The organism is Mesobacillus campisalis (assembly GCF_000986785.1).
In the GTDB taxonomy this organism is placed as follows: Bacteria; Bacillota; Bacilli; order Bacillales; family Cytobacillaceae; genus Mesobacillus_B; species Mesobacillus_B campisalis.
Genome location: NZ_LAYY01000033.1, coordinates 15,025 through 39,930 on the forward strand (window position 1 = coordinate 15,025; position 24,906 = coordinate 39,930).

Annotated in this window: 25 protein-coding genes; 9 read left to right on the plus strand and 16 right to left on the minus strand. The window is 47.8% G+C overall.

The annotated features are described in order from the left end of the window. Positions 1-84 precede the first annotated feature (84 nt). Positions 85-885 (plus strand): pyrroline-5-carboxylate reductase, encoded by an 801-nt coding sequence (gene proC / locus WQ57_RS19775; protein WP_046525528.1) that lies wholly within the window; start codon positions 85-87, stop codon positions 883-885. Between the two features lie 97 nt (positions 886-982). Here the strand turns inward: proC and WQ57_RS19780 are convergent, their stop codons facing one another. Next, complete coding sequence (locus tag WQ57_RS19780) at positions 983-2,260, minus strand: hemolysin family protein (RefSeq protein ID WP_046525496.1); 1,278 nt, start codon at positions 2,258-2,260, stop codon at positions 983-985. A gap of 669 nt (positions 2,261-2,929) precedes the next feature. Here WQ57_RS19780 and WQ57_RS27065 point away from each other — a divergent pair. Continuing rightward, positions 2,930-3,106, plus strand: coding sequence for an SE1832 family protein (locus WQ57_RS27065; RefSeq protein ID WP_173427589.1), 177 nt, complete (start codon positions 2,930-2,932; stop codon positions 3,104-3,106). Positions 3,107-3,311: 205 nt separating this feature from the next. Here WQ57_RS27065 and WQ57_RS19785 read toward each other — a convergent pair whose 3' ends face one another. The 5 genes from WQ57_RS19785 to WQ57_RS19805 all read right to left on the minus strand — a co-directional run bounded on the left by WQ57_RS19785 (position 3,312) and on the right by WQ57_RS19805 (position 8,649). Next, positions 3,312-5,540, minus strand: coding sequence for a hypothetical protein (locus WQ57_RS19785; protein WP_052948835.1), 2,229 nt, complete (start codon positions 5,538-5,540; stop codon positions 3,312-3,314). Next, positions 5,530-5,847, minus strand: a complete 318-nt coding sequence (locus tag WQ57_RS19790) for a hypothetical protein (protein ID WP_046525497.1) — start codon at positions 5,845-5,847, stop codon at positions 5,530-5,532. The genes WQ57_RS19785 and WQ57_RS19790 overlap by 11 nt, the downstream gene beginning before the upstream one ends. Beyond that, entirely contained in the window at positions 5,813-6,388 is a 576-nt protein-coding gene (locus tag WQ57_RS19795; RefSeq protein WP_046525498.1) for an RNA polymerase sigma factor, read from the minus strand. Before WQ57_RS19795 ends, WQ57_RS19790 begins: the two co-directional genes overlap by 35 nt. Before the next feature lie 762 nt (positions 6,389-7,150). Then, the gene (locus tag WQ57_RS19800; RefSeq protein ID WP_046525499.1) at positions 7,151-7,534 is read right to left on the minus strand and encodes a YidH family protein; all 384 of its coding nucleotides are present in this window, start codon (positions 7,532-7,534) and stop codon (positions 7,151-7,153) included. Positions 7,535-8,043: 509 nt separating this feature from the next. Then, positions 8,044-8,649 carry a class I SAM-dependent methyltransferase gene (locus WQ57_RS19805; protein WP_046525530.1) on the minus strand — a complete coding sequence of 202 codons (606 nt, stop codon included), beginning with the start codon at positions 8,647-8,649 and terminating at the stop codon, positions 8,044-8,046. A gap of 110 nt (positions 8,650-8,759) precedes the next feature. On the opposite strand from WQ57_RS19805, the gene WQ57_RS19810 reads away from it, so the two are divergent. From WQ57_RS19810 to WQ57_RS19820, 3 genes are all read left to right on the plus strand, one after another. Next, positions 8,760-9,236: a glutathione peroxidase gene (locus WQ57_RS19810; RefSeq protein ID WP_046525500.1), complete on the plus strand. Its 477-nt coding sequence runs from the start codon at positions 8,760-8,762 to the stop codon at positions 9,234-9,236. Positions 9,237-9,479: 243 nt separating this feature from the next. Further along, entirely contained in the window at positions 9,480-10,802 is a 1,323-nt protein-coding gene (locus WQ57_RS19815) for a S8 family serine peptidase (RefSeq protein ID WP_046525501.1), read from the plus strand. Between the two features lie 146 nt (positions 10,803-10,948). Next, on the plus strand, positions 10,949-12,403 hold the full coding sequence (locus WQ57_RS19820) for an aldehyde dehydrogenase family protein (protein ID WP_046525502.1): 1,455 nt from the start codon (positions 10,949-10,951) through the stop codon (positions 12,401-12,403). 81 nt (positions 12,404-12,484) lie between these two features. Here the strand turns inward: WQ57_RS19820 and WQ57_RS19825 are convergent, their stop codons facing one another. The 5 genes from WQ57_RS19825 to WQ57_RS19845 form a co-directional block, all read right to left on the minus strand. Beyond that, positions 12,485-13,186 carry a hypothetical protein gene (locus WQ57_RS19825; protein WP_046525503.1) on the minus strand — a complete coding sequence of 234 codons (702 nt, stop codon included), beginning with the start codon at positions 13,184-13,186 and terminating at the stop codon, positions 12,485-12,487. Further along, the gene (locus WQ57_RS19830) at positions 13,183-13,926 is read right to left on the minus strand and encodes a hypothetical protein (RefSeq protein WP_046525504.1); all 744 of its coding nucleotides are present in this window, start codon (positions 13,924-13,926) and stop codon (positions 13,183-13,185) included. Before WQ57_RS19830 ends, WQ57_RS19825 begins: the two co-directional genes overlap by 4 nt. Then, positions 13,904-14,803, minus strand: coding sequence for an ATP-binding cassette domain-containing protein (locus tag WQ57_RS19835; RefSeq protein WP_046525505.1), 900 nt, complete (start codon positions 14,801-14,803; stop codon positions 13,904-13,906). Before WQ57_RS19835 ends, WQ57_RS19830 begins: the two co-directional genes overlap by 23 nt. Further along, the gene (locus WQ57_RS19840; RefSeq protein WP_046525506.1) at positions 14,800-15,177 is read right to left on the minus strand and encodes a GntR family transcriptional regulator; all 378 of its coding nucleotides are present in this window, start codon (positions 15,175-15,177) and stop codon (positions 14,800-14,802) included. Before WQ57_RS19840 ends, WQ57_RS19835 begins: the two co-directional genes overlap by 4 nt. A 388-nt stretch (positions 15,178-15,565) precedes the next feature. After that, positions 15,566-16,558, minus strand: a complete 993-nt coding sequence (locus WQ57_RS19845; protein ID WP_046525507.1) for an LLM class flavin-dependent oxidoreductase — start codon at positions 16,556-16,558, stop codon at positions 15,566-15,568. Positions 16,559-16,677: 119 nt separating this feature from the next. Here WQ57_RS19845 and WQ57_RS19850 point away from each other — a divergent pair, with 119 nt between their 5' ends. Beyond that, positions 16,678-16,980, plus strand: a complete 303-nt coding sequence (locus WQ57_RS19850) for a DUF5634 family protein (RefSeq protein WP_046525508.1) — start codon at positions 16,678-16,680, stop codon at positions 16,978-16,980. A gap of 189 nt (positions 16,981-17,169) precedes the next feature. On the opposite strand, the gene WQ57_RS19855 is transcribed toward WQ57_RS19850, so the two are convergent. Further along, positions 17,170-19,086 (minus strand): heavy metal translocating P-type ATPase, encoded by a 1,917-nt coding sequence (locus WQ57_RS19855; protein ID WP_046525509.1) that lies wholly within the window; start codon positions 19,084-19,086, stop codon positions 17,170-17,172. Between the two features lie 328 nt (positions 19,087-19,414). Continuing rightward, complete coding sequence (locus WQ57_RS19860) at positions 19,415-19,690, minus strand: hypothetical protein (RefSeq protein WP_046525510.1); 276 nt, start codon at positions 19,688-19,690, stop codon at positions 19,415-19,417. Positions 19,691-19,896: 206 nt separating this feature from the next. Here WQ57_RS19860 and WQ57_RS19865 point away from each other — a divergent pair, with 206 nt between their 5' ends. After that, positions 19,897-20,880, plus strand: coding sequence for an NAD(P)H-dependent flavin oxidoreductase (locus WQ57_RS19865; protein WP_420912405.1), 984 nt, complete (start codon positions 19,897-19,899; stop codon positions 20,878-20,880). A 48-nt stretch (positions 20,881-20,928) separates the two neighbouring features. Here WQ57_RS19865 and WQ57_RS19870 read toward each other — a convergent pair whose 3' ends face one another. Next, entirely contained in the window at positions 20,929-21,369 is a 441-nt protein-coding gene (locus tag WQ57_RS19870) for a small multi-drug export protein (protein WP_046525531.1), read from the minus strand. 198 nt (positions 21,370-21,567) lie between these two features. On the opposite strand from WQ57_RS19870, the gene WQ57_RS19875 reads away from it, so the two are divergent. Both WQ57_RS19875 and WQ57_RS19880 read left to right on the plus strand, forming a co-directional pair. After that, positions 21,568-21,786 (plus strand): YuzF family protein, encoded by a 219-nt coding sequence (locus WQ57_RS19875; protein ID WP_046525512.1) that lies wholly within the window; start codon positions 21,568-21,570, stop codon positions 21,784-21,786. A gap of 12 nt (positions 21,787-21,798) precedes the next feature. After that, positions 21,799-22,695, plus strand: coding sequence for a manganese catalase family protein (locus WQ57_RS19880; protein ID WP_046525513.1), 897 nt, complete (start codon positions 21,799-21,801; stop codon positions 22,693-22,695). A gap of 63 nt (positions 22,696-22,758) precedes the next feature. Here WQ57_RS19880 and WQ57_RS26905 read toward each other — a convergent pair whose 3' ends face one another. Together WQ57_RS26905 and WQ57_RS19890 are read right to left on the minus strand one after the other, a co-directional pair. Beyond that, positions 22,759-23,070: a transporter gene (locus tag WQ57_RS26905; RefSeq protein ID WP_420912406.1), complete on the minus strand. Its 312-nt coding sequence runs from the start codon at positions 23,068-23,070 to the stop codon at positions 22,759-22,761. A 234-nt stretch (positions 23,071-23,304) separates the two neighbouring features. Continuing rightward, the gene (locus WQ57_RS19890) at positions 23,305-24,768 is read right to left on the minus strand and encodes a protein adenylyltransferase SelO (RefSeq protein ID WP_046525515.1); all 1,464 of its coding nucleotides are present in this window, start codon (positions 24,766-24,768) and stop codon (positions 23,305-23,307) included. Positions 24,769-24,906 lie beyond the last annotated feature (138 nt).

The following is a 24,906-nucleotide window of genomic DNA, read 5'->3' on the forward strand; positions in this document are numbered from 1 at the left end:
AAGGTGGCGCATGCTGTTTTCATCGTCTTTCTGCTTCCATGTTATAATCAGGCTACTGACTTTAGGAATGAAAGGATTTTACAGATGGATACAATAGGATTTATCGGCTGTGGTAGCATGGCCAAAGCGATGATTGGCGGATTAGTCTCTTCGGGATATGTGAGCCCCGGGAATGTTTATGCCTCCAACCCCTCTCCGGGAAATCTGGATGAAATGAGAGAAGCTTACGGCATTGCCACGACCCATGACAATCTTGAGGTGGCCCGTAAAGGGAGCATCCTGTTCCTGTCCGTGACTCCCAATAAATATGATTCCGTCATTGCCGAAATCAGGGACAGCATCCGGGAAGAAGCGATTATCATCATGATCGCCGCCGGGCAGACCCTTGAACAGAATGAGCAGCGCTTCGGTCGGCCAGTCAAGCTGGCAAGGTCGATGCCGAATACGCCAATGCTTGTCGGCGAAGGGATGGCGGCCGTGAGCGTAAATGAAAGAATTTCAGAGGGTGAAAAGCAGCTGATCAAGGAAATATTCCAGTGCTTTGGCAAAGTCGAATTTGTCGAGGAGCATCTGATGGATGTGGTCAGCGGCGTAAGCGGGGCTTCGCCGGCTTATGCCTATATGTTCATTGAGGCGCTGGCCGATGGAGCCGTACTTCAGGGAATGCCGCGGAAGCAGGCCTATGCATTCGCTTCACAGGCCGTTTTGGGAGCAGCAAAAATGGTACTGGAAACAGGGAAGCACCCCGGGGCCTTAAAAGATGAAGTCTGTTCAGCTGGCGGGGCAACAATCGAAGCCGTGGCCAGCCTTGAAGAAAACGGGCTTCGCTCCGCTGTCATCAAGGCCGTGCAGGCTTGCGTAAAAAAATCGCAATCCATGAAATAAGGAATGTATAAACTTTTGCTTAGCGGGGCATCCTGTAACTGTATTCCCCTTTATTGAAAAAGCATCTGCCTCCGTGGCAGATGCTTCTTTTTTTACTCTATTCTTCTTCTGTTCCTTCTTCATTCCGCTCAAGCACGACTACCTTGATCCTGCGCACCCGGTGGTTATCTACTTCCTGGACCGAAATCTCAAGGTTCTCATACATGAACCCTTCTCCCTGCTTTGGAATCCGCTCGAGCGACTCGAAAATCCAGCCTCCCAGGCTGTGCGCGGTCGATTCCGGCATTGGGACATTGAACATCTCGGCAAAATCATCAAGATCATACTGGGCATCAAATTCGTAGGTGGTATCACTTAGCTTAGTCATGACATTCACTTTCTCATCATGCTCATCCCAAATCTCGCCAACAAGCTCTTCAAGAATATCCTCCAGTGTTATCAGCCCCGATGTTCCGCCAAATTCATCGACGACGATGGCCATATGGCTTTTCGTTCTTTGCAGTTCAGGCAGCAGCGAGGCAATCCTCATCGACTTCACCACGAACATTGGCTTGCGCAGCAATTTTTCAACCACGATTTCCTTTCCCTGGATCAGCTCTGAGAAAAATTCGCGTTCGGATAAAAAGCCAATGATATTATCTATATTTTCTTTATAAACGGGGATTCGCGAAAATCTCTCCGCCAAAAATACCTGTTTAATCTCTTCAATCGGCTGACTTACTTCAACGGCAATCATATCCATCCGATGGGTCAGCACTTCGCCGACGGTAATTTCATTAAATTCCAGCGAGCGGTGGACGAGCTCTCTTTCGTCCTTATTGATGACGCCCTCTTCTTCACTGATATCCACCATTACTTTAATTTCTTCCTCGGTCACGGATGGAGACGCTTCCTTGTTTTTGGAAAAGGTCCTGGAAACGACATCCTTCAGCTTCGCGAACAGGAAGTTGAATGGTGTCAGCAGTTTCATGAGCAGCAGCAGGATTCCCGAAATCTTCAGGGAATAGCTTTCCGCGTTTTCCTTCGCAATCGACTTTGGCAAAATCTCACCGAAAATCAGGATCAGGATGGTCATGCCCAGCGTGCTGACCACAAGGCCGGTACCTGCGCCAAAAAGACCGGTGAACACACTTGCCGCAATACTTGAAGCCGCAATGTTCACGATATTGTTTCCTATCAAAATGGTAGATAAAGCGTTGTCGAAATTATCAGAAATGTATAAGGCCTTTTTACTTCCAGGCTTGTTCTCAGTTACATAATTCCGCAGCCTGATTTTATTCACACTTGAAAACGCAGTTTCCGCTGATGAAAAGAAAGCAGAAAAAATGATTAGAACAACCAGAAAGATAATTAAACCTATGGGCACTTCAGCCAAAAGTATTCACTCTCCAAAATTAAAATAAATTTACCCTTTTAATTTTACAGATACACCCTTGATAAATCAAATATCAATCATTGAATGCCCTTTTAGCGAGACCCTCAACCCGCATAAAGACACAAAAAAGCATTTGGAGGGATTCCCAAATGCTTTTCTCGTTATCTATTATTGTTCCTCGGAAGTTGCATCGATTAAGTAGTCAAGGTAATCATCTAGAGCGAATTGATTTTCGTTCACGAAGTCCGTTAATGTTTTTTCTTCCATCATGTTCATGTTGTTTTACCTCCTATTTTAATCCTGATTTATAATTTGATGTGAGATTGAATGATTAATTGTTTTGCTGCTCTTGGTAGCATTATTCCCGTCCTAGCCGTCTTTTACTCCTAAAAGCTATAAAAATATTTTTCCAGTTTGGTAACAAATATTACAGATTGGATGTATGGATCCCCTTTTATCCGGCCATCCTGATAGTGTATTCCCCCTCATCTGAAAGCGAAAGTGCTTTGGCCTATAGCGCCAGGCATATCCGCTTGACCCTTTAAGCAGTCTGCCTAGTCGCAGATGCTTCTTTTTTTCTGCCGGAATAATCCGTTTCACCTACTTGCGGGGCTATTATTCAGCAATGCTATAATGAGAGATATGCCCATAGAAACGAGGAATGGAAGCATGGATAAAAAAGAAATTGAATATCAGATCGCGGAGCTCAAAGCGGAGTATATCCGGCTGCAGCATGACCTGGAGAAACTGGAATATGTGGATGGGAAACTGTCTCCCCTGGAAAAACAGATTGCCGAGATTGAAACCCAGCTTGGCGCTCTCAACCAAAAATTGCGGGAGCTTTAGAACATCCTGCCTTTATGGCCAAATAGGACATACTAATCAAACGTTTGGTTAAAATGGCCTTAATGGGACAACCCTAATTGAAGACGACCTTAAAGTTAATGTAAAAACGGCCGGATTTTTTTCGGCCGTTTTTATGCTATTGATATCTTTTTCCTGTTAATTACGGCTGCTGGCGAACTGTCCTTTCCAGGCGGAACGGACAGCCTTATCTTACTTCTTTCACACCCTGTATAAATGCTTTCAGCTGCTCTTTATCCGTCGTATCCAGCCATTTTTCCAGCTCTTTTTCCCTGCCGTCCAGGTATAGTTGTATCACTCGACGAAGCTCACTCCGGTAATCCTGGTCTCCCTCTGCTTCAACAGCCATTTTCCTGATCATGGAGGCCCAGTTTTTCCGTTCACCGCCTAACCAACGCTCAGGATACCTCTCCGCCAAGGCTTCTGCATCATTAAACGAGCTGCCTGCATGGAGTTCAAGGGCAAGCCAGCTGCCTATGAAACGGTTGCCCGCATCAAGCTCCATCGCCTCTTGAAACGCTTCCCGCGCTTCTTCCTGTTTCCCTTGCTTCATCAGCACGGCAGCATGGTAGCCTGCTCCATACTCGGAAGGCACCTTCTCCCTTTCGAGGTATTTTTCGTACCAGTGTTGGTAGTTCTCCCAATCCCTCCTTTCCGCGTAATAGCTTGCCATATCAAAGGCATCATCAGGGGAAGTGGAGATTTCCGCCCATTGTTTCTGGTAGTTCTCTGAAGCTGCACTTCCCTTCATTTCTTTCTCCCATCCCTTGAGGCGCGAAAGCATCCTTAAGCTATGGGCGTCTTTGTTTTTTTCATAGCTTTCTTGGTATGCTTTGTATGCTTCGGGGATTTTTTTATTCAGGAAGAGCTGATCAGCTGCGCTCATTTCCCTTTCCTTCAGGTAAAAAAAAGGCAGGTTCCCCAGTGTTTTTTCATCAAGGCGGTAGCCGTTGCTCTGGGTAATCATCTCGCCCTCTGGATCGAAGGCCTTTACTGACCATGAAAATCGATTTTCTGTATTGGTAAACGCCAGGATCGATACCGGATCCACAGTCGACCAGCTGTCCCCCTCGAACGTCATGCCAACCGTCTTATCATACAGCTGTTCGATCGGAACAGTAAGCTCCGTTCCCTTTACCCGATTTTTAAACGGCGAACTGATCGATCCGTTCTCAACATCGACTCCCAGGTGAAGTTCATAATACGCCGCCCCTTCTACCTCTTCCCAAGCAAAAGTGACCTCATCCGCTGAAATTTCAGTTTGGTTTACAGGAGATCTCAGCTCAATCAGTGGATGAAGGACGATTTCTACCCGTTCGACTGTGCTTCCGTCCAAATCAATCCACGGGTCCGCCGGAATTGGATAGGCCCAGCCGTCAATCTGGCCAAAGGTTAGTCCAAGGTAAATCTGATAGCTCCCCGGCAGCACTCCGGTAAATTCAAACTGGCCGTTCCCGTCGGTGAGCAGCTGGTAAGGCTCTTCCTCCCCTACGCTGTAATGGATGCTATCCTCTTCCCGCAGGAACACCCCCGCCCCTGACACCGGAGTTCCATCGCTCCTCACAATTCTTCCTTTTACGCCCGAAAGGCCTGTTCCTCCACTCTCCAGCGCCTGCCCGAGTTGATTCTGTAAAGATTGGAGCCTGGAAAGGATGACGGGCTCCCCTTCCATATCACCGGAAACCTCCTGCTTTTCCTTTTCCATTTGGGCTTTGATTTCTTCTAGTGCACCTGCAATCAGCTTCTCTGCCTCCTCCATTCTTTCTTCCCGGATCAGGATTTCTCCTTCCAGCGCAGCAACATTGCCCTTTAGGTCGCTTTGCTCTTTTTCTGCCTGAATCTTAAGCTCATTCAAAAGCTCCCGTGCAGCCGTAAAGTCATTCTGCCGGATGAACAGCTCTGCTCTTTCCAGCTCGAGCTCATGCTGATGCCACGATTGCTGGCTCTTCTCCATCCGCTCTATTCCCTGCACTAACACGGCATCGGCTGCCTCCATTTTTCCTTTCCCTTGATAGTATTGCGAAAGTTGGCGCGCTGCATTGACGAGATAGCCGTCTGCCGGCCCTTCTTCCAGATATTTTTTTAAATACGGAAGCCGCTCTTCGAGGGAAAACCTCGCATCTTCGGAATAGTGGGAGACCTGGGTCGATGAGGGACCGACGTACACATCGAACCTGCCATGACCGCCATCTTCAATCATCCGCTGCCTGATGATGTCCCACTTTTGCTCGCTCATTACGTTTCCCTCGAGGGACTGGAGGATTTTCTGTTTGCCTGCCGCATTTCCTGCTGCAAGCTGCTTCTCCCCCGCATAGAGCTCGATTTGGGGGATGATAAAAAAGATGGTCAGCGGAAGCAGGACAATCAGGCTTAATAGCGCCGCTCCAAGATGCTTTATTTTCACTTTAATTTTCATTCTTTCCCGCCGCCTTTTCATAAAGGTCTTTCCAGTAGGTGTTGCCGCCCGCCTCGATCAGCTCGCGCTCCGCATAGCCGTCTGGCTGCTTTTCATCAGGAATCATGTCCTTGATTCCCCAGGAGAAGAAAAGAGCCACGACAATGCCTGCGGACAACAGCGGAATTTCCACTTCCTTATTCAGCAGAGCCGAAAGCCTTTGCGGGAAGGAAGGGCGTCGCGCCTTTTTCATCACTTCCTCCTGCAGCGAGAATTTCACACTTTGCAGCTCCTTATCGAGCTGTTTTTTTAATCTTTCCTTCCCCACTTTCATCTCCCCCTCTCATCAAGATCTCTTTTAATAAGGAACGTCCTCGCGAAAGCCGTGCCTTCACGGTATTTTCATTCACATTCAGCTGCTCGCTGATTTCACTGATTTTCATTTCATTAAAATAAAATAGAATGATGGCTTCACGATATTTATAGTTGAGTTCCTGTATGGCGCTTGATAAATGCTGGTTCTCGGCCAGCAAAAGCAGCGACTCCTCCGGCCCCCGGTGGAGGTCATCCTCCCGGAAACGCTCAACCAGATCAAAAGAGAGGAAAACATGCTTCCAGTTCCGCTTTCTCATTTGAGCCCTGCATCTGTTTACAAGGATGGCCGTCATCCAGCTTTTCACTTTATCATCATCTTCCAGCTGGTTGATTTTTTCGTAAGCCGTGATAAAGGCATCCTGGACGGCCTCTTCTGCTGCTTGCCGGTCTTTCAGCAATAAGACTGCCGTGCGAAGCAAATAATCCCCATACAGCTGCATCAGCTCGCTTAGAGCAGACTCCTGTTTTTCTTTTAGTCTCTGGACCAAACCCATGCTCGCGGTCCCCCTCTCCCTCGCCCCTTCAACAGAATAGATGCTCTGGTGTTGGAAAAAGTTGCATAAAATTATCTATTTTTATTAAAACAGAAATTGATGTTGGATTGTGGGGGGAAATTAGTTGGGGATTATGGGGGAGGGCGCAGAGGGGGTGGCGTCAGTGACCGAAAGTTGTGTTTTCATGAAAAAAAGGGCACTGAGAGGTGGCGTCAGTGACCGAAAGTTGTGTTTTCATGAAAAAAAGGGCACTGAGAGGTGGCGTCAGTGACCGAAACTTGCTCTCGCACGAAAAAACGGGCACTGACAGGCACCCTCAGTGCCCAAAGTTTGCTCCCCCTCGAAAAAATGGGCACTGACAGATCCCATCAATGCCCGAAACTCACGCCCTCATGAAAAAATGGGCACTGACAGACCCCCTCAGTACCCAAAACACGCTCCCCCTCGAAAAAACAGGCACTGACAGCAAGCATCAGTACCCAAAACTCGCTCCCCCTCGAAAAAACGGCCACTGACAGACCCCCTCAGTACCCAAAACACGTTCCCCCTCGAAAAAATGGGCACTGACAGACCACCTCAGTACCCAAAACCCGCTCCCTCTCGAAAAAACGGGCACTGACAGGAAGCCTCAGTACCCAAAACTCGCATCCCCACGGAAAAACGGCCACTGATAGACCCCGTCAATGCCCAAACTGGCGCCCTTCTCCCAAAAAAGACCTTGAAGGGGAGCAAGCCGCCCCTTAAACCCGAAAACTCAAGCAGCTAAATAATAATGAAATAAACAGCGAACATCAAAGAGATGAAAGCAATGAAAACACTGAGTGTAATGATGTATTTTTTCGAGGCAGTGAAGGTTTGCTTATTAATGGTATTGATTTTTTTCAAATAGACGACGGTGGCCAGGATAATAGTGATGATACCCAGGCCGACGGAAGACAATCCAATGATGGTCGCAAGCAGGTCGCCTGCGGGCGAAAGTGTCTGCCGCATTGTGTAGTGAAGGTTCGTCACCAAAAATCCTACTCCAATAATGGCGATTGCCGTGCGGATCCAGGCTAGAAAGGTTCGTTCATTGGCGAGATGCTGCTGAATGTATTTGGACTCTTCCGTCGGTGCAGCACGCTCTTCCCCTTTGTCCTTGTTCATCCAATCTCTCCTTTTCTCCTTGATCTTCAATCTTACTTTATCCCGAAAAAGGTCCATGCAACCATTCCCGGAAGTTGATGAATAACAGCCCGTCACCTTGATGCATTACCGGATGCAGAAAGGAAAAACGGACATACTAACAGCTGAAGAAAGGAGCGAATAAACGTGGATACTAATTTGGACGCACTGCTGGAGCGCAAGCCGGAGTTCAGCAGCCACGAAGAAGCGAGAACATGGTTCAAAGAACATCTTCAGGAATAGTTTCAGCTGAGGAGCAGTGATGAGATAAACGGAAAGCGGGTGTATTTTTACCACATCATCAAAAACCCTGAAGTTTATGAACGGTATATGGAAAGCTTCGCAAGCCCCGTAAAACATGAAATCACCAGCATGGAGCCTTTTGAAAGCTACACAACACTTGAGATCAGTGAAGACGGAGGAGTCAGCGTTTCCCTCTAAAATCCCAGTGGTCAAGCGCAGAAGAGCACATACCCGCTATTCCGCTTTTTCTATTCAGCAAGCCTGTAGATTAAAAACCTCTCAAAAGGATCCCGTTCGGAGAGTCCAGGCAGCAAAATTTCCTCCATTAATTCAAACGGCGTCTGGTTTTCCAGGAAAAACATATAGTCCTCTGAGCCATAATACAAAACCAGTTCAATCTTCCGTCTCCTCTTCTCCGCAGACTTAAGGATATTGCCAATGATCTTCATAAAAATTTGGATGGTAAATGGATTAAAGAAATAAAATACATTGTCTTCTGTTTTAATAGGATAGTCTTCGGCGAGGCAGCAGCAAAACTCCAAACCCGCTGCTTTTTTTGTATTCCTTTGGTAGCTTCTTAGATTTTCAATGGCTTCCTGATAAAACCTCTCGTTCATCTCAACACCCACAATCGATGCTCCATGAAAATAATGGATAAAAAAATTCACTCTGCCCTTCCCGCAGCCAAAATCGACAATACGGTCGGAACTGTGCACCTCATATTGTTTGAACAATTCCTCCAGCGCACCATATGGAGTCGGTTCATAAGGGTGATAATGCAAAGAACCTTCATTATCCCTCTGTCCTTTGCCTGTCCTGATATTCAGCAATTTATCATAGTAAAATTCCTTTATGTCTTTCATTGATGCACTCCCAGTCTTGTTCCAATATCGACTCAAACTTGTCCCCAAAAATCAGCCAAGGTAAGATAAATCTATAGGTTTTCATTTAAAGGGGGATTCCAATGGCCACAGTATATGATTTTAAGGTAAAAACAGCAAATGGCAGTGAAAAATCTTTAAGCGATTATGAAGGCAAGGTGCTCCTGGTCGTCAATACCGCCAGCAAATGCGGCCTGACTCCACAGTTCAAGGGGCTTCAGGAGCTGTATGAAAAATACAGGGACCAGGGCCTCGAGATTTTAGGTTTCCCCTGCGACCAGTTCAACAACCAGGAGTTCGCCAACATCGAGGAGACCACCCAGTTTTGCCAGGCAAACTATGGAGTCAGTTTCCCTATTTTCGCCAAAGTGGACGTCAACGGCGTTTCCACCGAGCCGCTTTTCAAGTTTTTAAAAGAACAGAAAAACGGGCTCTTATCTCCAAGAATCAAATGGAATTTCACTAAATTCCTCATCGACAAAAATGGTTCTGTAGTGGGACGCTATGCCCCGACTACCGAGCCTTCCAAACTAGAAGAGGAACTCGTTAAGCTGCTTTAACTCAATAATAATGGCGCCGCCAGGGGTTTCACCCAACCCGGCGGCTCTTTTTTTGCCCTCGTTCCCACCGCACGCTTTTGTAACCTTCCTACCATCTCCATTGTACTAATTATGGCCATTCCCTTGTTTACCTTTTAGGCAGTATGATTCAATTTTAATTAGAAAATTAAGAATCGTTTAACAACCCTCTGCGTTTTTTTTATAATCTTACTAATAACAAATAATTCCCATAGGAGGGAAAAGATGAAAAAATGGATGTCAGGTTTGGCGCTGGCAGGACTGCTGGCTTTTAGCGGCCAGGCTGTGAGCGCCGAGGAGCCAAAAGAGTACATAGTCGTTTTCTCAAGCAACAGCATTAATGAACAATCATTAACACAGTTAGAGGAATCTGGTGCAGAGGTTCTTCAGGAAGTTCCCCAGGTCGGTGTCGTCAGTGTGCAGTCAAGCGACCCTGGGTTCATTGAAAAAGCAAAACAGGACAGCAATATTCAGGAAGTAGTGGAAGACATTGAAATCTCTCCGCTTGAAGTCCAAATGGAAGTGGACCTGCGGGCAGCAGCTTCTCCTGCCTTGTATTCCGGAGCCGACCTGCATGACAAGTACCAATGGGATATCAAACGGGTAACCAATAGTGGCAAGGCATGGGAAAAGAATGCCGGAAGCCACAACGTACTTGTCGCTGTGATCGATTCTGGTGTAGATGCCTTCCACCCTGACTTAAAGGAAAATTTCCTCTATGGCAAAGCATTTTTTAATGGAGCAACCGAAGCGGATGCCCTTCGTGATTCGGGCACCCATGGCACCCACGTCGCCGGCTCCATCGCCGCCAATGGCCGAGTACTAGGTGTTGGTCCTGAGCTTGGGATCGCTTCCTACCGTGTATCCGACCATAACGGCCGCATGAGCTGGACAGCAATCCTTGCCGCTGTTACGACGGCTGCCGATGATGGCGCAGATGTCGCCAACCTCAGCCTTGGAACTTATTCGCTCATGAATGATGCCCAGGACCGGGCCCTTCATCTGTCTGCCTCCCGTGCGGTCCGCCATGCCCAAAGCAAAGGCATGATCATCGTGGGTGCGAATGGCAATGATGGAATCGACCTTGGCAAAAAGATGCTGACCAGGCAGGGCGAAGGCGCCCAATGGACTGGTCCATTATTCGATACATTCACGGATATTCCTTGGGTGATTTCCGTCTCTTCCTCCACCAACCGCGATACTCTGGCCTATTACTCCAACTATGGAAATTCCGAGCTGGCGGCCCCTGGCGGCGATTATGGCGAGAATTGGCCTAACGCGGCGGGAGATACCAGCCTGCGGGAAAATGAAGCGCGTGCCTATTCAACCATTCCTGTTTCAAGGGGCAGCTACGGCTGGGCAATGGGAACAAGCATGGCTTCCCCAAAGGTGGCAGCGGCAGCAGCCCTTGTGATTGCAGAATATCCTGATTTGAAGCCAGCCCAAGTGATTACCCGCCTTCAGCAGACTGCAGATGATGCCGGAATAACTGGACATGATCACTATTTCGGACATGGAATTGTCAACGCGGATCGCGCCCTGCAATAAGCTTTAATAGAAACAGTGCAGCTGAATGGAGCTGCACTGTTTTTATTTCATCCCGGAATACCCTGCGTCGCATTCTCGAAATGCTTTTTAAATCCTGATTTCAGGGTAAAGGAGGAACGTGAAGCTAATAAAAAGGAGTGAATTCAATGGAACGGTATCAGGATTTAAACAAACAATACATCGGAGGAGTATGGCGGGATGGAACTGGCCAATCCACCTTTAAAGATACAAACCCCTATAATGACGAAGTGGTGGCAGAGTTCAAAATGGCTGGCGTTGAAGATATTGATGAAGCCTATGAATCTGCCAAAAAAGCGCAAAAAGAGTGGGAGAACACGAATCCGTTCGAGCGTTCGACGATCATGGAGAATGCAGTCCGCATCATGACGGAAAGGCGCCAGGAGCTTGTCGAGCTGCTGGTAGCAGAGACAGGCTCGACCCATGTAAAAGCGAATGTAGAGATTGATTTCTGTATTGCCATCACACGGGAGTCCGCTTCTTTTCCTTTGAGACTGGAAGGGAAAATGGTGCCTTCCCTGGTGCCTGGAAAAGAAAACAGGGTTTACCGCAAACCGCTGGGAGTTGTTGGAGTCATTAGTCCGTTCAACTTCCCAATGTACCTCTCCATGAGGTCGGTCGCACCTTCCCTGGCCATCGGCAACGGAGTTGTCCTAAAGCCGGATGAGCAGACTGCGATGTCCGGCGGTACGGTTCTAGCGAAAATTTTCGAGGAAGCTGGACTGCCAAAAGGAGTATTCAATGTAACGGTAAGTGACATCGGCGAAATTGGCGATGCGTTCATTGAGCATCCCATTCCACGCCTGATATCCTTTACAGGCTCTACACCGGTTGGACGCCACATCGGTTCGGTTGCTGGCAAAAACATTAAAAAGGTCGCCCTTGAGCTTGGGGGCAATAACGCCCTTGTGGTGCTGAAAGACGCAAACATTGATCATGCAGTGAACTCGGCCATTTTTGGGAAATTCATGCACAACGGCCAAATCTGCATGGCGATTAACCGGATTATCGTTGATAAAAGCATCCACGATGAGTTTGTCCAGGCCTTTATTGAGAAAGCCAAAACCATTAAAACAGGCGACCCAAGCGAACAGGACACGATGATTGGCCCTTTGATCAACCGCGGGGCTGTTGACAGGATCCTTGGCGAAATTGAAGAAGCGAAAAAACAGGGAGCCGAGGTCCTGCTTGAGGGCGAGGTGAACGGAAGTGTGATGAGCCCGTTTGTTTTAATAGGAACAAACGAAGTAGCAACGGCGAGGAACGAAATGTTTGGCCCTGTCGTTACGATTATTTCCGCAGAGGATGAGGAGGACGCCATCAGGATTGCCAACGATACTCCATTTGGCCTGAGCGGCGCCGTCCACGCAGGCTCGGTCGAAAAAGGCGTTGAGGTGGCCAGGAAACTGGAGACAGGCATGGTCCATGTTAACGACCAGAGCGTCAATGATGAGCCGCTTGTGGCCTTTGGCGGTGAAAAAGCATCCGGCCTTGGCCGCTTTGGCGGAGAATGGTCGCTCGAGGAATTCTCCACCACCCAATGGATATCCGCCCAAACCAATCCGCGGAAATACCCATTCTAGAAATAACAAGGGGACAGGCCTCCTGTCCCCTTGTTATTAGTTTATTTTTTATAAAACGAACCTCCCGCACAATCTCTCTTTCTAATCATTCACATACTGCAAATACACATTCTCCCCGGCATTCACCTTCACATCTTCCGGAATGATCAAATAGAGAATCTGTCCGCCGCTGCTAATGCTATGGTCCATGAAAGGCTTGCCGGTCCTTTGCCTGACCGGGAAACTTTCACTGGCAATTGAAATGGTGACCTTTTGCTGAACAGCGCTAATCGTCATATGGCTTCCCGAAAGCTCAACCCTGGATGGTTGCACATGCTGGGAAAAATCCATATCATCTACAAGCAGCTCGGTGCCAAAAATATAGAACTCTACCGTTCTATCATTCTTTTTCTTTTTATCTACATAGATTTGGGAACCATCCATGCCTTCGCTCAAAGAGATGGTTAATTCATTTCCATCAAAATCATCAAAATGATTTTCCTGTTTTAAGTGCTTCGGGTCAATTTCGGACACCCTGCCGCTACCAAGCTTCGTATACAGGTCGCTCATCATTTCATCATGTTCCGACTGCGCCACCTTTTCATCCGCCTCAACTTCCTTTGTAACAAAAGGAGCAGCAGCTGTTGCGACCAGCAGGAGCACAGCATAAATGGAAAGCAGCCAATATGTGAGTTTTACGGTCATGAATCTGCTGCGGATCTTGAACATAAGGAAAACCGTACCAATCAAGGTACCTATGATAAGAATAGGCAGTATCGCTGTAACAATACCAAAGCTGCTCATCGCCTTACCTCCAGTCTGTTCAGGATGGCCACCGCTGCAGCCAGCAAGGCGGCACTAGTGATTAACGTTTTAACCATCAGCAGCAAAAGCGAACTTTCCATGATATAAAACTGAAAAACATTGTTCACGATTGGCTCCCTATTGGCAACAGCATCAAGGAATAGCGATCCGAAAAATACTACGGGAATCAGGATGACAAAAAGCTTGCTTACTTGCACCAGCGATCCTATTAAATAGCCCGCCGATGTAACCAGAAACAGATAAAACAGGGCGATGACCGTTCCTGCTGCCAAGTCTGCCAAGCCAGTACCCTGATTGTAAATCGGCCCGTCAGCAAAGATAAAAACAAAAACCTTCAGCAAATTCCCGGCAAGCATGGCGGTTAAGGCGCCGGCAAGCGAAATGCTTGCAAGGAACAGAATATTTGAGAGCGAGCTGGTGAGACGGTTGGATACAAAGGTAAAATCATGGTTGCGATATGGTCTCGTCGTTAGGGTGGTGGCAGTGACAAAAGCCCAAATAGCTGTGAAAACAAGCACCAGGTCGCTGGAATAATATTTTACCTCCAAATTTAACCCGTCACCGTAGGAGCCCATGGAACCAACGCCGCCGAACGAAAACAGTAGGGCAAGCATCTGGATGCCCACCAGCGAGCTGTAGGAATCAATATGGGCTTTCAGCTTGAATGCATATTGCCTTTTCACTATGTCACCCGAACTAGTTCTGGCTAAAGACATCATCAATCCCCCCCTTCGTTTCGTTGGTCAGGTATATAAAAAGGTCACTTACCCTGACAGGAGTTACCTCTAGTCCCGCTCCAGCGGCAGCGTCAAGGAGGGTACCTGAAAAATCCCGGACAGCCGCATACAATGTGTCGGCACCTGTTAATTGCCTATAAAGAATATCGTGGCCTTCCGATGCTTTCAGAACCTTTTCGGAAGGTCCTTTTATGCCGTGAGCCCATTCCTTCAGCTCGGAAACCGGCTCATGCAGCAGCTGTTTTCCTTCTTTCAGCAACAAGACATCTTCGAGCAAATCTTCAATCTCATCGATGTGATGGCTTGAAAGAATGATTGACCGCGGATGGGCAATATAGTCCTTGAGCAAGGCCCGGTAAAAATCCTTCCTCGCGCTTTCATCCATTCCGGTTGTCGGCTCATCAAAGATCGTCAGCGGACAACGGGATGCAATGCCGATAATCCCATTGAAAATGCTTGTTTTCCCTTTCGAAAGGCGGTTGTGGTACCCGTCCGCCTTAAATCCGAAATAATCGAACAATCTTTTGGCCAGCCCGGAATCGAAATTATGATAGAAGCGGGCTGCTTCTTCCAGCAGTTCCGCTAACTGCAAGGCTGGCGGGAAACTCATCTGGTCGTCAACGAAGATTGAATTGGCAGAAACGCTCAGGCTGTTAAAGGGGCGTTCGCCAAACACCTTGATTTCTCCTGAGGTTTCCTTGGTGAAACCGGCGATTAACTTCAGAAGAGTGGTTTTGCCCGCTCCGTTCCGGCCAATCAGCCCGGTTATTTTATGATCTTCAAGTGAAAAGGTAAGTCCTTTCAGGGCTTCCTTTTTCAGATAAGCTTTAGTAAGACCGTTGCATTCGACCACCTTCACTGCCTTCCCTCCCCTTCCTTGGCATTATGAATCATACTAACAAGCTCTTCCCTGCTGATATGGAGGCGCTCCGCTTCCAGCACCAGCTCCCGGACAAGCCGCTTCAGCGTTTGGTTTTTACGCTTATTGAGAATTTTCTCCTTTGCCCCTTCCGCTACAAACATTCCCAGCCCCCGCTTTTTATATAAAATTCCCTCATCCACCAGGAGGCTTAGCCCCTTCGCAGCCGTTGCCGGATTGATGGTATACATGTCGGCTAATTGATATTGCGAATATACCTTCTGGTCTGCTTCAAAGTGCCCGTTCAGGATCTCCGACTCCATCCACTCGGCAATTTGCACATAAATAGGCTTAGTACTCTCGCTATTCAGCATGAACCACGCCCCCTCCCTAACTAGTGCATTACTGTTGTAATGTAGTATATAGTCATTTGGTAAAATTTGCAATGGGCATTTGCTTTATAAATGACAGGACTTCTGTAGAAATTCTGTGTATTGCCGCAAATTTGATTATGCTTACCCCCAGAATCTTTGTTAATAGCCTTTATTGACGCAAAGATTTTATATCTGGACCACAGATTTGCGCCAATACAGCTTATTGACGCAAAATTATGCAGTTCCCCTCAAAAATTTACGCCAATAGACCTTATTAACGCAAAAATTTGCTGCCTAACTCAGAAATTTGCGCCAACAAAGCAAAACCGAATAAAAAGTATCAAGATTTAATTTTTATGATATAAAAAAACAGCCCAATATCGGACTGTTATAAAATAGCCTCTGCCAGCAGCGTATAGGACCGAAGCTTTTCCTGAAAATCATGGATATTCGCGATAATCATGAATTCATCTGTCTGATACTTTTCACTGAGCCGGAGAAGTTCGTCGCGAACCTTTTGAGGCGTCCCGATGATCATCCGTTTGCGGTTTTCCAGAACCTTCGCACGGTCTTCAGCTGACAAGGCCATTGTTTTTGCTTTCTCCACTGAAGGAATCCGGGTATCCCCGCCGCTCCCAACCGCCAAAAGCCACAAATCCTGGCTTAGCGCCAATTCCTCCGCCTTTTCCTGGGTGGGGGCACAGACAACAAAAATACAGACATTCACTCTCGGCTTACTGAGCAAGGGCGATGGCTGGAAGTGTTCATAATAATAGTCGATTGCCCGCTTCCCATTTACCGGGGTGATAAAATGCCCGTATGTAAAGGCTGTGCCGTTTTCGGCGGCCACTCTTGCGCCGCGGTGGGTGATTCCCAGCAGCCACATCTCCGGCGAAGTCTCCGGGGAAGGAAAAGCTCTTACCTCATGGTAGGGGTGGTCTTCAGCCAGGCTGTTGCCAAGAAAGCCCTGCAAGTCTCTGACCTGCCTCGGAAACTCGTTCAGGCTGCGCCTTAGTCCATCCGTCAGCGCCATGCGTGTCGCTGGTGATCCTCCCGGAGAGCGGCCGATTCCAAGGTCAATCCGATCCGGATAAAGCGTCTCCAGCAGTTTGAAGTTCTCCGCCACTTTATAAGGGCTGTACTGCGGCAGCAAGACGCCTCCGGAACCGACCCGGATTCTTTTCGTATTGGAGGCCAGATGGGAAATCAATACCTCCGGTGACGAGCCCGCCATTCCATTGCTGTTATGGTGCTCGGCCACCCAGAAGCGGGTGTATCCGAGTTCATCCGTCAGCTTAGCCAGCTCAACGGTGTTACTAAGGGCATCTTTTCCGCTGGACCCTTTGCTGATCACCGATTGATCCAGAACACTCAGTTTCAATGAAATTACCTTCTTCCTGTTTTGATGCACGTTCTTAAAGGCTACCCTAATTTTTAAAATAAATAAACCAAAAACAGCCATATTAAGGAGAGAGGATTACAGGAAAAGGAGCGAACATAATGGATTTTTTACCTAGGGAACAAATCCTGCGGGAATTACAGCATGCTTCCAGTGAATATATGGAGAAATACAACCTGAATGATATCGGTATTTTTGAAGAGCAAGGCCAGGATGATGAATATCATTTGGGCTATACAGTGAAAAAAGGCGACAAGGCCTATCACATCCATACTCCATTTGTCAAAAATGACCATGGAGAATTGGCGCCTGCATCAAAGGCTTGGGTACTGGAATCCGATGACCCGCAGGGAGAAGATTCAGGGGGATACCCTGATTTGGAAAGCGTCCTCCGCGAAATTTAGGCTGTCAAGAATATTATATCGTCCTAAAAGCCACAAAATTATCTAATCAAACGTTTGATTAAAATCGGCTTGGCGCAGCAACGCCCAAACACCCAAAGCCTGGGTAAAATGTTTTCAAAAGCGGATAGCAAGGCGAAATTCATTTTTTTCCTATAATAAAAGAGGGTGCCATGGCACCCTCTTCCCTGTTTAGGAACGCAGCAGACGCAGGCTGTTCAATATCACCAGAATGGTGCTTCCTTCATGGCCGATGACACCCATTGGCAAGGCAAGCGACTGCATGAAATTGGACGCAATCAGCACCATAATGACGGCGATTGAGAACACGACATTTTGCTTGATGATCCTGTTCATTTTCTTTGACAGCTTGACGGCCTCCGCAATTCGGGGCAAGTCGTTTTTCATCAATACCACATCCGCCGTCTCCAGGGCGACATCCGTTCCTTCCCCCATCGCAATTCCGACCGAAGCGGTAGCGAGCGCCGGTGCATCATTGATTCCGTCTCCCACCATGGCCACGGTGCCATGCTGTTCCTTCAGCTTTTTCATTTCATCAACTTTTGTCTGCGGAAGGCATTCGGCGATATATGAATCAATACAGCTTTCTCCGGCAATCGCCATTGCAGTTTTTTCACTGTCACCGGTCAGCATCACAGTCCTGATGCCTTCCTCCTTCAATGCTTTAATCGCCGCTAATGTTTCTTCGCGAACAACATCCTTTAGCGTCAATAAACCTGCGATGCCTTTACCGTCCCTGGCAAACACAACTGTCTTGCCCTGTTCGGCCAGCTTTGAGGCAATTCCCTCCCGGAACTGAAGCGCCGCTTCCCGGCCGACGAAGTCCGCTTTCCCTACCTTCCACTGGACTCCATTGATCACCGCCTGAACACCAAAGCCGGCGACATCCTCCATCTTTTCAGGCTTGATAAGGTTTTCTCCCTGTTCGGTGGCATATTTGACAATCGCTGCGGCAAGCGGGTGGTTCGAATACTTTTCAATTGAAGATACATTCTTCAACAGTTCTTCCACTGTTACACCCTCGCGCACGATGACATCCGTAACTTCAGGTTTTCCCTTCGTGAGTGTACCAGTTTTATCAAACGCGATTGCCTGGAGGTTGCCAAGGTTTTCGAGGTGCACTCCGCCTTTAAAAAGGATGCCATGGCGTGCACCGTTTGAAATGGCCGATAAAGTGGCTGGCATGATTGAGGCTACGAGCGCACAAGGGGAAGCAACCACAAGGAGGATCATCGCCCGGTAAAATGTTTCCGTCCAGCTCCATTCTAGAAGGAAATGGGGCACAAACATCATCAGGGCCACAACAACCAGGACAGTCTTGACGTATCGTCCTTCAAAGCGTTCAATGAACTGCTGGGATGGAGACTTCTCGCTTTGTGCGGTTTGCACAAGTGCAATGATTTTTTGGAATAAAGTTTCGCTGCTTGGCTTAGTGATTTCCACCGTGATGGTTCCGCGTAAATTGACAGTGCCGGCAAAAACTTCATGATTAACCGACTTGCTAACTGGAACCGATTCGCCGGTAATGGCCGCTTCATCAAGGTTGGTCTGCCCCTCGATGATTTTCCCGTCTGATGGAACGCGCTCGCCAGGTTTGATCAGAATGTGGTCCCCTACCCTCAATAGTGCAATTGCAACTTTTTCCTCGACTCCATTTGTCACGCGCAGGGCTTCTTCAGGCTGCAGGTCCATCAAGGCTGAAATCTCTTTATGGCTCTTATTCATCGTGTAGGTTTCGAGTGCACCGCTCAATGCGAATATAAAGATTAAAATCGCACCTTCCGTCCAATAGCCAATGATTGCCGAACCAATGGCTGCAAGGATCATCAGCATTTCCACGTTCAATTCCTTGTTGGCAATGGTTTCTTCAATGCCTTCTTTTGCTTTGGCATATCCTCCGATTGCATAGGCAGCGAGATAAACCATTGCTGACATCGTACCCAGTTCACTTTGTGACAACAGCCACCCCGCAAGGATGAGAACACCGCTGAATAGGGCAGCAATAAGTTCAGCATGCGGTCTTGTTTTCTCTAGCCAGCTGGCCTCTGCCATCGTGGATTGCCCAATTGTTTTTGTTTCTGCTAGCATATTCCTTCCTCCTTCTCTTTCATCCTTGTTATCATTTTTCTCATTATATCAGCGCCTAATTGAGAATAATAATCACTATCCCCGTTCGCGCTAAAGGCCAGATATTTATTGTGTTTCACTGTTTATAACAACATAATATCACACCTTTTTACATAAATAAATAATAATTATTTTAATTTAAAAATTAATATAGATAATGATTTTGATTATTATTATCATATGTAGGCAAAATGGAGGGTGCCAGGTTCCGCTAAATGGAAATAACAAAAAGGCCCACCTAAAACTTGGTTTTGGTGGGCCCGATCGGTTTATCTATTTTTAAATGCTCTCACGTTCCTTTTTCTTCAGCTGATTTAAATAAAATGGCCATTATAAATGCAAGTGGAGAAAAAAACAGAAACAGATAGTAGTAGCCTTCCTGGGAAGCAAGAACTATACCGGGAATGAGAAATGCTGTCCCGCTGAACATGAATCCCTTCCAGGACCTTCGAAGCAGTGCGAGGACAAAACCCAACCCCGCCGCTACAATCAATCCCCAAAAGAATAAACTGATTGTGAGAAAACCAATACCCGACATGATGCTGCCAACAAAGAAGCTGCCCATATTCCCCCGCCTCCATTGGTTGTCTATCTGCCGCTCTAGTTTGTACTTACTGTTATCCCCCCATGAATCAAATGCGCGGTGGGACCCAGGGTAGCAGTTAATTTCAGTATTAGATTCTAGTATCTAGTAATAAATATCACATCCCTTTTTTAAAATACATGTTAAACTCCAAAAGAATATTCCAACTATTATATACAGAAACGGGGATGATGAAGTTGAATTTTCCGCAGCTAAAGATTGGGCATATGGTGAGCTCATTTCCAATTATCCAGGGAGGCATGGGAATTGGAGTCTCCCTCAGCGGCCTGGCTTCGGCCGTTGCGAATGCAGGCGGCATCGGAATTATTTCGGGCACGGGGATTTCAGTTGAGGAACTGCGCCATCACATCAGAACGGCAAGGAAACTTACAAACAATAAGGGGTTCATTGGGGTGAATGTGTTATTCGCGATGAATGACTTTGCGGAAAAAATGAAGGCGGCGCTTGAAGAAAAAGTGGATTTTATCATTTCAGGAGCCGGGATATCCAGGGATATGTATGCCTGGGGCAGGCAAGCTGGCATTCCGGTGCTCTCCATTGTGTCGTCAGCGAAGCTGGCCCGGATTTCCGAAAAGCTCGGAGCCGCTGCCGTTGTTGTGGAAGGTTTTGAAGCTGGCGGCCATCTCGGCACCGACAGGCCGCTTTTCGAGATTTTACCTGAGGTAGTCGAAGCGGTTAACATCCCCGTGATCGCTGCCGGAGGCATTTTAACAGGAGCCGACATCGCCAAGGCCCTTAAAATTGGCGCATCCGGAGTGCAGATGGGGACCCGGTTCGTCGCCAGCGAGGAATGTGATGCCCCGCTTGCATTTAAGCAAAAATACGTGGAAGCACGAAAAGAAGATACCATGCTTATCAAAACGACGGTTGGCTTAAGCGGCAGGGCCATCGCCAACCAATTCACCAATCTGCTTTTGAACTCGGACAAACTAAGGATTACCAAATGCAGGGATTGCTTAAAAAACTGCTCCTACCGCTTTTGTACCTTTGATTCCCTGATTCAATCGATGAACGGAGATGTCGACAACGGACTTGTTTTTGCCGGGGCAAGAGTCCACGAAATCACCGATATTCTGCCGGTAAAAAGGATATTCGAAAACCTTGCCGATGAGTTTGCACTGGCCATCAGGCTGAAAGGCTCCTTCGCCTGATACAGCACATCCCCTGCAGAAGTTCCGCAGGGGATTTTAACTTGCACCTTACTGAATAAAAAAATCAAAACCCAGCATGGTTGCTATTCCAAAGACAAGCGTCCAGATGGCCAGGCTGGCGGTCATCCAGAATATCGACCAGTTTTTTCTCGCTCCAAGACTCATTCCTATAAAAGCGGCAATATGGATCCCAATCAGGATGGGCCCCAATAACGCGAGCCCCGGCAGGCCATATTTGTTCCAAATCGTTTTTGCCCGCTGGCTGCGCTTGGAGGGTTCCTTCCCCTTCTGCTCCTGGCGCCTTGCATACCAGACTTTTACTTTCTCAAACCCAATAATGACAGGAATCAGTGTCAGCATATTCCCAACAAAAGCAGCGGCCATTACTCCTATAGGAGACAGTCCCCTGATAATGCCGAGCGGAATCACCAGGGCGATTTCAACCCACGGGATGGCCGCCCCAATAAACACGAGCATATATTCATACATCCTCATTAGCCCCTCCGTTTCCTCCACCCTCATTGGACCAATACCAGTACTGCTATCTTAATATATAGCAGTAAATAATTCTATCACGGGACGAAGCTAAAGGAACTCCCTCCAATGCAAGCCAGCTTTTCTTTGTATATCCGCCCTTCAGGCTTCATATAGTTGAAAGTGTAAGTTCTAGAAAAGGAGCGGGAAAATATGAATCAGCAATCACTTTCTTTTGTCAGTCACATTGATTCGTACGTGTATCAGGCCTTGCAAGGTGTCACAGGTTCCATGGTGGCAGTCCAAACAACGAAGGGTACTGTTACCGGCAGGCTTAATTCCGTCATGCCTGACCATATTGTGGTGGAGTCGGGAGGTTCTCCTTTTTATATTCGCACTCAGCAGATTGTTTGGGTTATTCCAAGAGGATAAGGAGGCGGAGCTATGATTAAACGTGAAAATGTGCTGGCCATCGACCTCCCGATTCCGGAACATGGCGACCCGAATGCGGCCGCGGCCGTACAGGAACTTTTGGGCGGCAAATTCGGGGAAATGTCCACCCTTAATAATTATATGTACCAGTCATTCAATTTCAGGCGAAAGGATAAACTGAAGCCCTTTTATGACCTGGTGGCCAGCATTACGGCCGAGGAGTTCGGCCACGTCGAACTTGTGGCCAATACGATCAATCTTTTATCAAGAGGCAATACCATTTATACTGGGAACCCGGATGTCACCCCGCTGCGCGAAGGAAAGGATGCACGGAACACCTACCACTTCATTGCCACGGCCCAAACCGCTTTGGCTGGGGACTCGATGGGCCGTGCCTGGACGGGCGACAATGTTTTCAGCAGCGGCAACCTGGTTCTCGATTTGCTTCACAACTTCTTCCTCGAGGTTGGCGCACGTACCCACAAAATGAGGGTGTACGAGATGACCGAGCACGAAACGGCGCGTGAAATGATCGGATATCTATTAGTGCGCGGCGGAACTCACGTACTGGCCTATGCAAAGGCCTTGGAGATTGCCACTGGTGTAGACGTAAAGAAAATGGTCCCGATTCCCGATTTATCGAATACCAGGTTCGACCATGCGCGAAAGTTTGAAGAACAGGGAATTGGAAACATCTTATATACCTGGAATGACGTTGGAGATTACCAGGGCATCAAGCAAATCTGGAAAGGAACCAACCCTGAATCCGGCAGTCAGCTCATTGTAAAAGAAGGAATGCCAAAAGGCGCACCAATCCCGAATCTGGAAGACCTTCCCGAGCAGTTTGCCCCTGGTATTGACGCGGATGATTATGCAAGGATTGCGAAGCGGCTTATGGAAAATATGTAGGGCAGGACATTCCCAAAATAAAGTAAGCCCTCGAAATGAGGGCTTTTCTATTTTAGTTTGTTGCTACACACATTGAAAGGATAGGATCCTTCGCAAATCGGTTCCATAAAATACCCACCTGAACCCATTCCAGCGGTACCCAGATATGGACCTTCTCCCTATATAGGTGGGATAGAACCAGAATTGCTGCCGGTTCGTCAGCCATACATACGTAAATCTGTATAAACAGCGTCTAATCGCACCAGGATCTACCGCAAAAGCTCCTGCCTGCTGTGTTTGGGCGGGTACAAATGCCGGTGGCGGAGTTGTTGGCGGCCCCGCTCCCGGGCCTTGGCCAGGAGGCGCAAAGGGAGGCGGTCCCGACGGAGGTGCCATTGGCCCTCCTGGCGGTCCAAATATCCTCTCATCGTAAAATTGGTTATTGTCATCATATCCATATGGACTATATGCGGAAAATAAGGGGCCATAAACAGGATACATTGTTGCAAGCACTCCTTTTCAATAGGCTTACATCATCATATGCATGGCCCCAGGTTCCTTCACCTTGTACGGGGTAAAATGGGCTTTTTGGCTAAACCCTGATTAATTTTTAAACCCTTTATAAGATCTTCATGTACCGCAATAGGTCCGGTAAGGCAGGCTTGATGGCGCAGGCAGCTTACAGTATTCTTCCTTATCCCCAGAATGTGCATAAGGATCCGAAAGAACGTCAAGCAGCCGTTCCATCACGCTGTAATCCCCTTCATTCACCGCCGCTTCCAGCGCCTCTTCCACTCGATGGTTCCGGGGAATAACCGCAGGGTTGCTGGTGTGCATCAGCTCCTGGGAAGACTCTTTTGAATCTTCCTGCCTGTCCAGCCGCTCCTGCCACTTTTTATGCCACTGTTTGTATTCCTCGCTTTTAAATATCGCTTCTTCCTGCTTATCCATGGTTAATGCCCGGAATGTATTCGTAAAGTCTGCCTGATGCTTTTGCATCATGCCGAGAAGCTCTTCAAATAAAGCCTCATCCTGCTCCTCCTTATTGAATATTCCCAGCTTTGCCCTCATTCCCGACAGCCAATTCTCCTTGAAAAGCTCGGGATATTTTGTAATTGCTTCCTGCGCCAGCTCAACAGCCTTATCCTGGTTCTCATCCAGAAGCGGCAAGAGGGATTCGGCAAACCGCGCAAGATTCCAGCCGCCGATCCCAGGCTGGTTGCCATAGGCATAGCGCCCCTGGGTATCAATGGAACTGAACACTGTTTCCGGGTCATACTCGTTCATAAAAGCGCAAGGGCCGTAGTCGATTGTTTCACCGCTTACCGTCATATTGTCGGTATTCATCACGCCATGAATGAAGCCAACCAGCTGCCATTTGGCAATCAGGGCAGCCTGAACCTTGATGACTTCGTTCAGCAGGGAAAGATATCGATTATCATCACCTACTATATGTGGGTAATGACGCTGAATGGCATAATCCGCCAAAGCTCGTAAATCCTCGATGTCGCCCTTCCCTGCACCGTATTGAAACGTCCCGACACGCAAATGGCTTGCAGCCACACGGGTCAGAATCGCACCAGGCAGTATCGTTTCACGCCTGATGGGCTCACCAGTGGCAACCACTGCCAGGCTGCGAGTAGTAGGAATCCCGAGGGCATGCATGGCTTCACTGATAATGTATTCGCGCAGCATCGGCCCCAGTGCTGCCCGGCCGTCACCGCCGCGGGAATAAGGAGTCCTTCCAGACCCTTTAAGCTGGATATCAACCCTCTCGCCTTCAGGGGTAATCTGCTCGCCGATCAGCAGCGCCCGGCCGTCGCCCAGCATGGTAAAATGACCGAATTGGTGTCCGGCATAGGCCTGAGCAAGCGGAAACGCTCCTTCGGGAACTGAGTTACCCGCAAATACAGCTGTGCTTTGTTCACTTTGCAGTTCAGCTATGTTTAACCCTAAGTCCTCTGCTAAAGATTGATTTAGAATAACAGTTTCGGGCGAGCCTACAGGGTTAAGGCTGAGACTAGAGAAAAAAGCTTCCGGTAAGCGGGCATAGCTGTTATCAAAATTCCAGCCTGTTTGATTATTGTTTGTCATGAAATCCCCTCCGTCTTTTCCATCGTTTCACTTTAATTTTTTTAATTGTCACTATGCAAGGCATCCTATTTAGTTTCCGCTTACGTTTCTTTACTATACCCCACCACAATGGCTATATGGGATTTTCTGTCGATTATT

Coding starts and splice junctions, on each gene's coding strand:
- WQ57_RS19860 (WP_046525510.1), bottom strand. CDS start 19,690: ATGGGCAGCTTCTTTGTTGGCAGCATCATGTCGGGTATTGGTTTTCTC.
- WQ57_RS19830 (WP_046525504.1), bottom strand. CDS start 13,926: ATGATGTCTTTAGCCAGAACTAGTTCGGGTGACATAGTGAAAAGGCAA.
- WQ57_RS19850 (WP_046525508.1), top strand. CDS start 16,678: ATGGATTTTTTACCTAGGGAACAAATCCTGCGGGAATTACAGCATGCT.
- WQ57_RS19855 (WP_046525509.1), bottom strand. CDS start 19,086: ATGCTAGCAGAAACAAAAACAATTGGGCAATCCACGATGGCAGAGGCC.
- WQ57_RS19820 (WP_046525502.1), top strand. CDS start 10,949: ATGGAACGGTATCAGGATTTAAACAAACAATACATCGGAGGAGTATGG.
- WQ57_RS27065 (WP_173427589.1), top strand. CDS start 2,930: ATGGATAAAAAAGAAATTGAATATCAGATCGCGGAGCTCAAAGCGGAG.
- WQ57_RS19795 (WP_046525498.1), bottom strand. CDS start 6,388: ATGGGTTTGGTCCAGAGACTAAAAGAAAAACAGGAGTCTGCTCTAAGC.
- WQ57_RS19800 (WP_046525499.1), bottom strand. CDS start 7,534: ATGAACAAGGACAAAGGGGAAGAGCGTGCTGCACCGACGGAAGAGTCC.
- WQ57_RS19865 (WP_420912405.1), top strand. CDS start 19,897: ATGATGAAGTTGAATTTTCCGCAGCTAAAGATTGGGCATATGGTGAGC.
- WQ57_RS19870 (WP_046525531.1), bottom strand. CDS start 21,369: ATGTATGAATATATGCTCGTGTTTATTGGGGCGGCCATCCCGTGGGTT.
- WQ57_RS19880 (WP_046525513.1), top strand. CDS start 21,799: ATGATTAAACGTGAAAATGTGCTGGCCATCGACCTCCCGATTCCGGAA.
- WQ57_RS19785 (WP_052948835.1), bottom strand. CDS start 5,540: ATGAAAATTAAAGTGAAAATAAAGCATCTTGGAGCGGCGCTATTAAGC.
- WQ57_RS19815 (WP_046525501.1), top strand. CDS start 9,480: ATGAAAAAATGGATGTCAGGTTTGGCGCTGGCAGGACTGCTGGCTTTT.
- WQ57_RS19840 (WP_046525506.1), bottom strand. CDS start 15,177: ATGCTGAATAGCGAGAGTACTAAGCCTATTTATGTGCAAATTGCCGAG.
- WQ57_RS19890 (WP_046525515.1), bottom strand. CDS start 24,768: ATGACAAACAATAATCAAACAGGCTGGAATTTTGATAACAGCTATGCC.
- WQ57_RS19875 (WP_046525512.1), top strand. CDS start 21,568: ATGAATCAGCAATCACTTTCTTTTGTCAGTCACATTGATTCGTACGTG.
- WQ57_RS19825 (WP_046525503.1), bottom strand. CDS start 13,186: ATGAGCAGCTTTGGTATTGTTACAGCGATACTGCCTATTCTTATCATA.
- proC (WP_046525528.1), top strand. CDS start 85: ATGGATACAATAGGATTTATCGGCTGTGGTAGCATGGCCAAAGCGATG.
- WQ57_RS19810 (WP_046525500.1), top strand. CDS start 8,760: ATGGCCACAGTATATGATTTTAAGGTAAAAACAGCAAATGGCAGTGAA.
- WQ57_RS26905 (WP_420912406.1), bottom strand. CDS start 23,070: ATGGCACCTCCGTCGGGACCGCCTCCCTTTGCGCCTCCTGGCCAAGGC.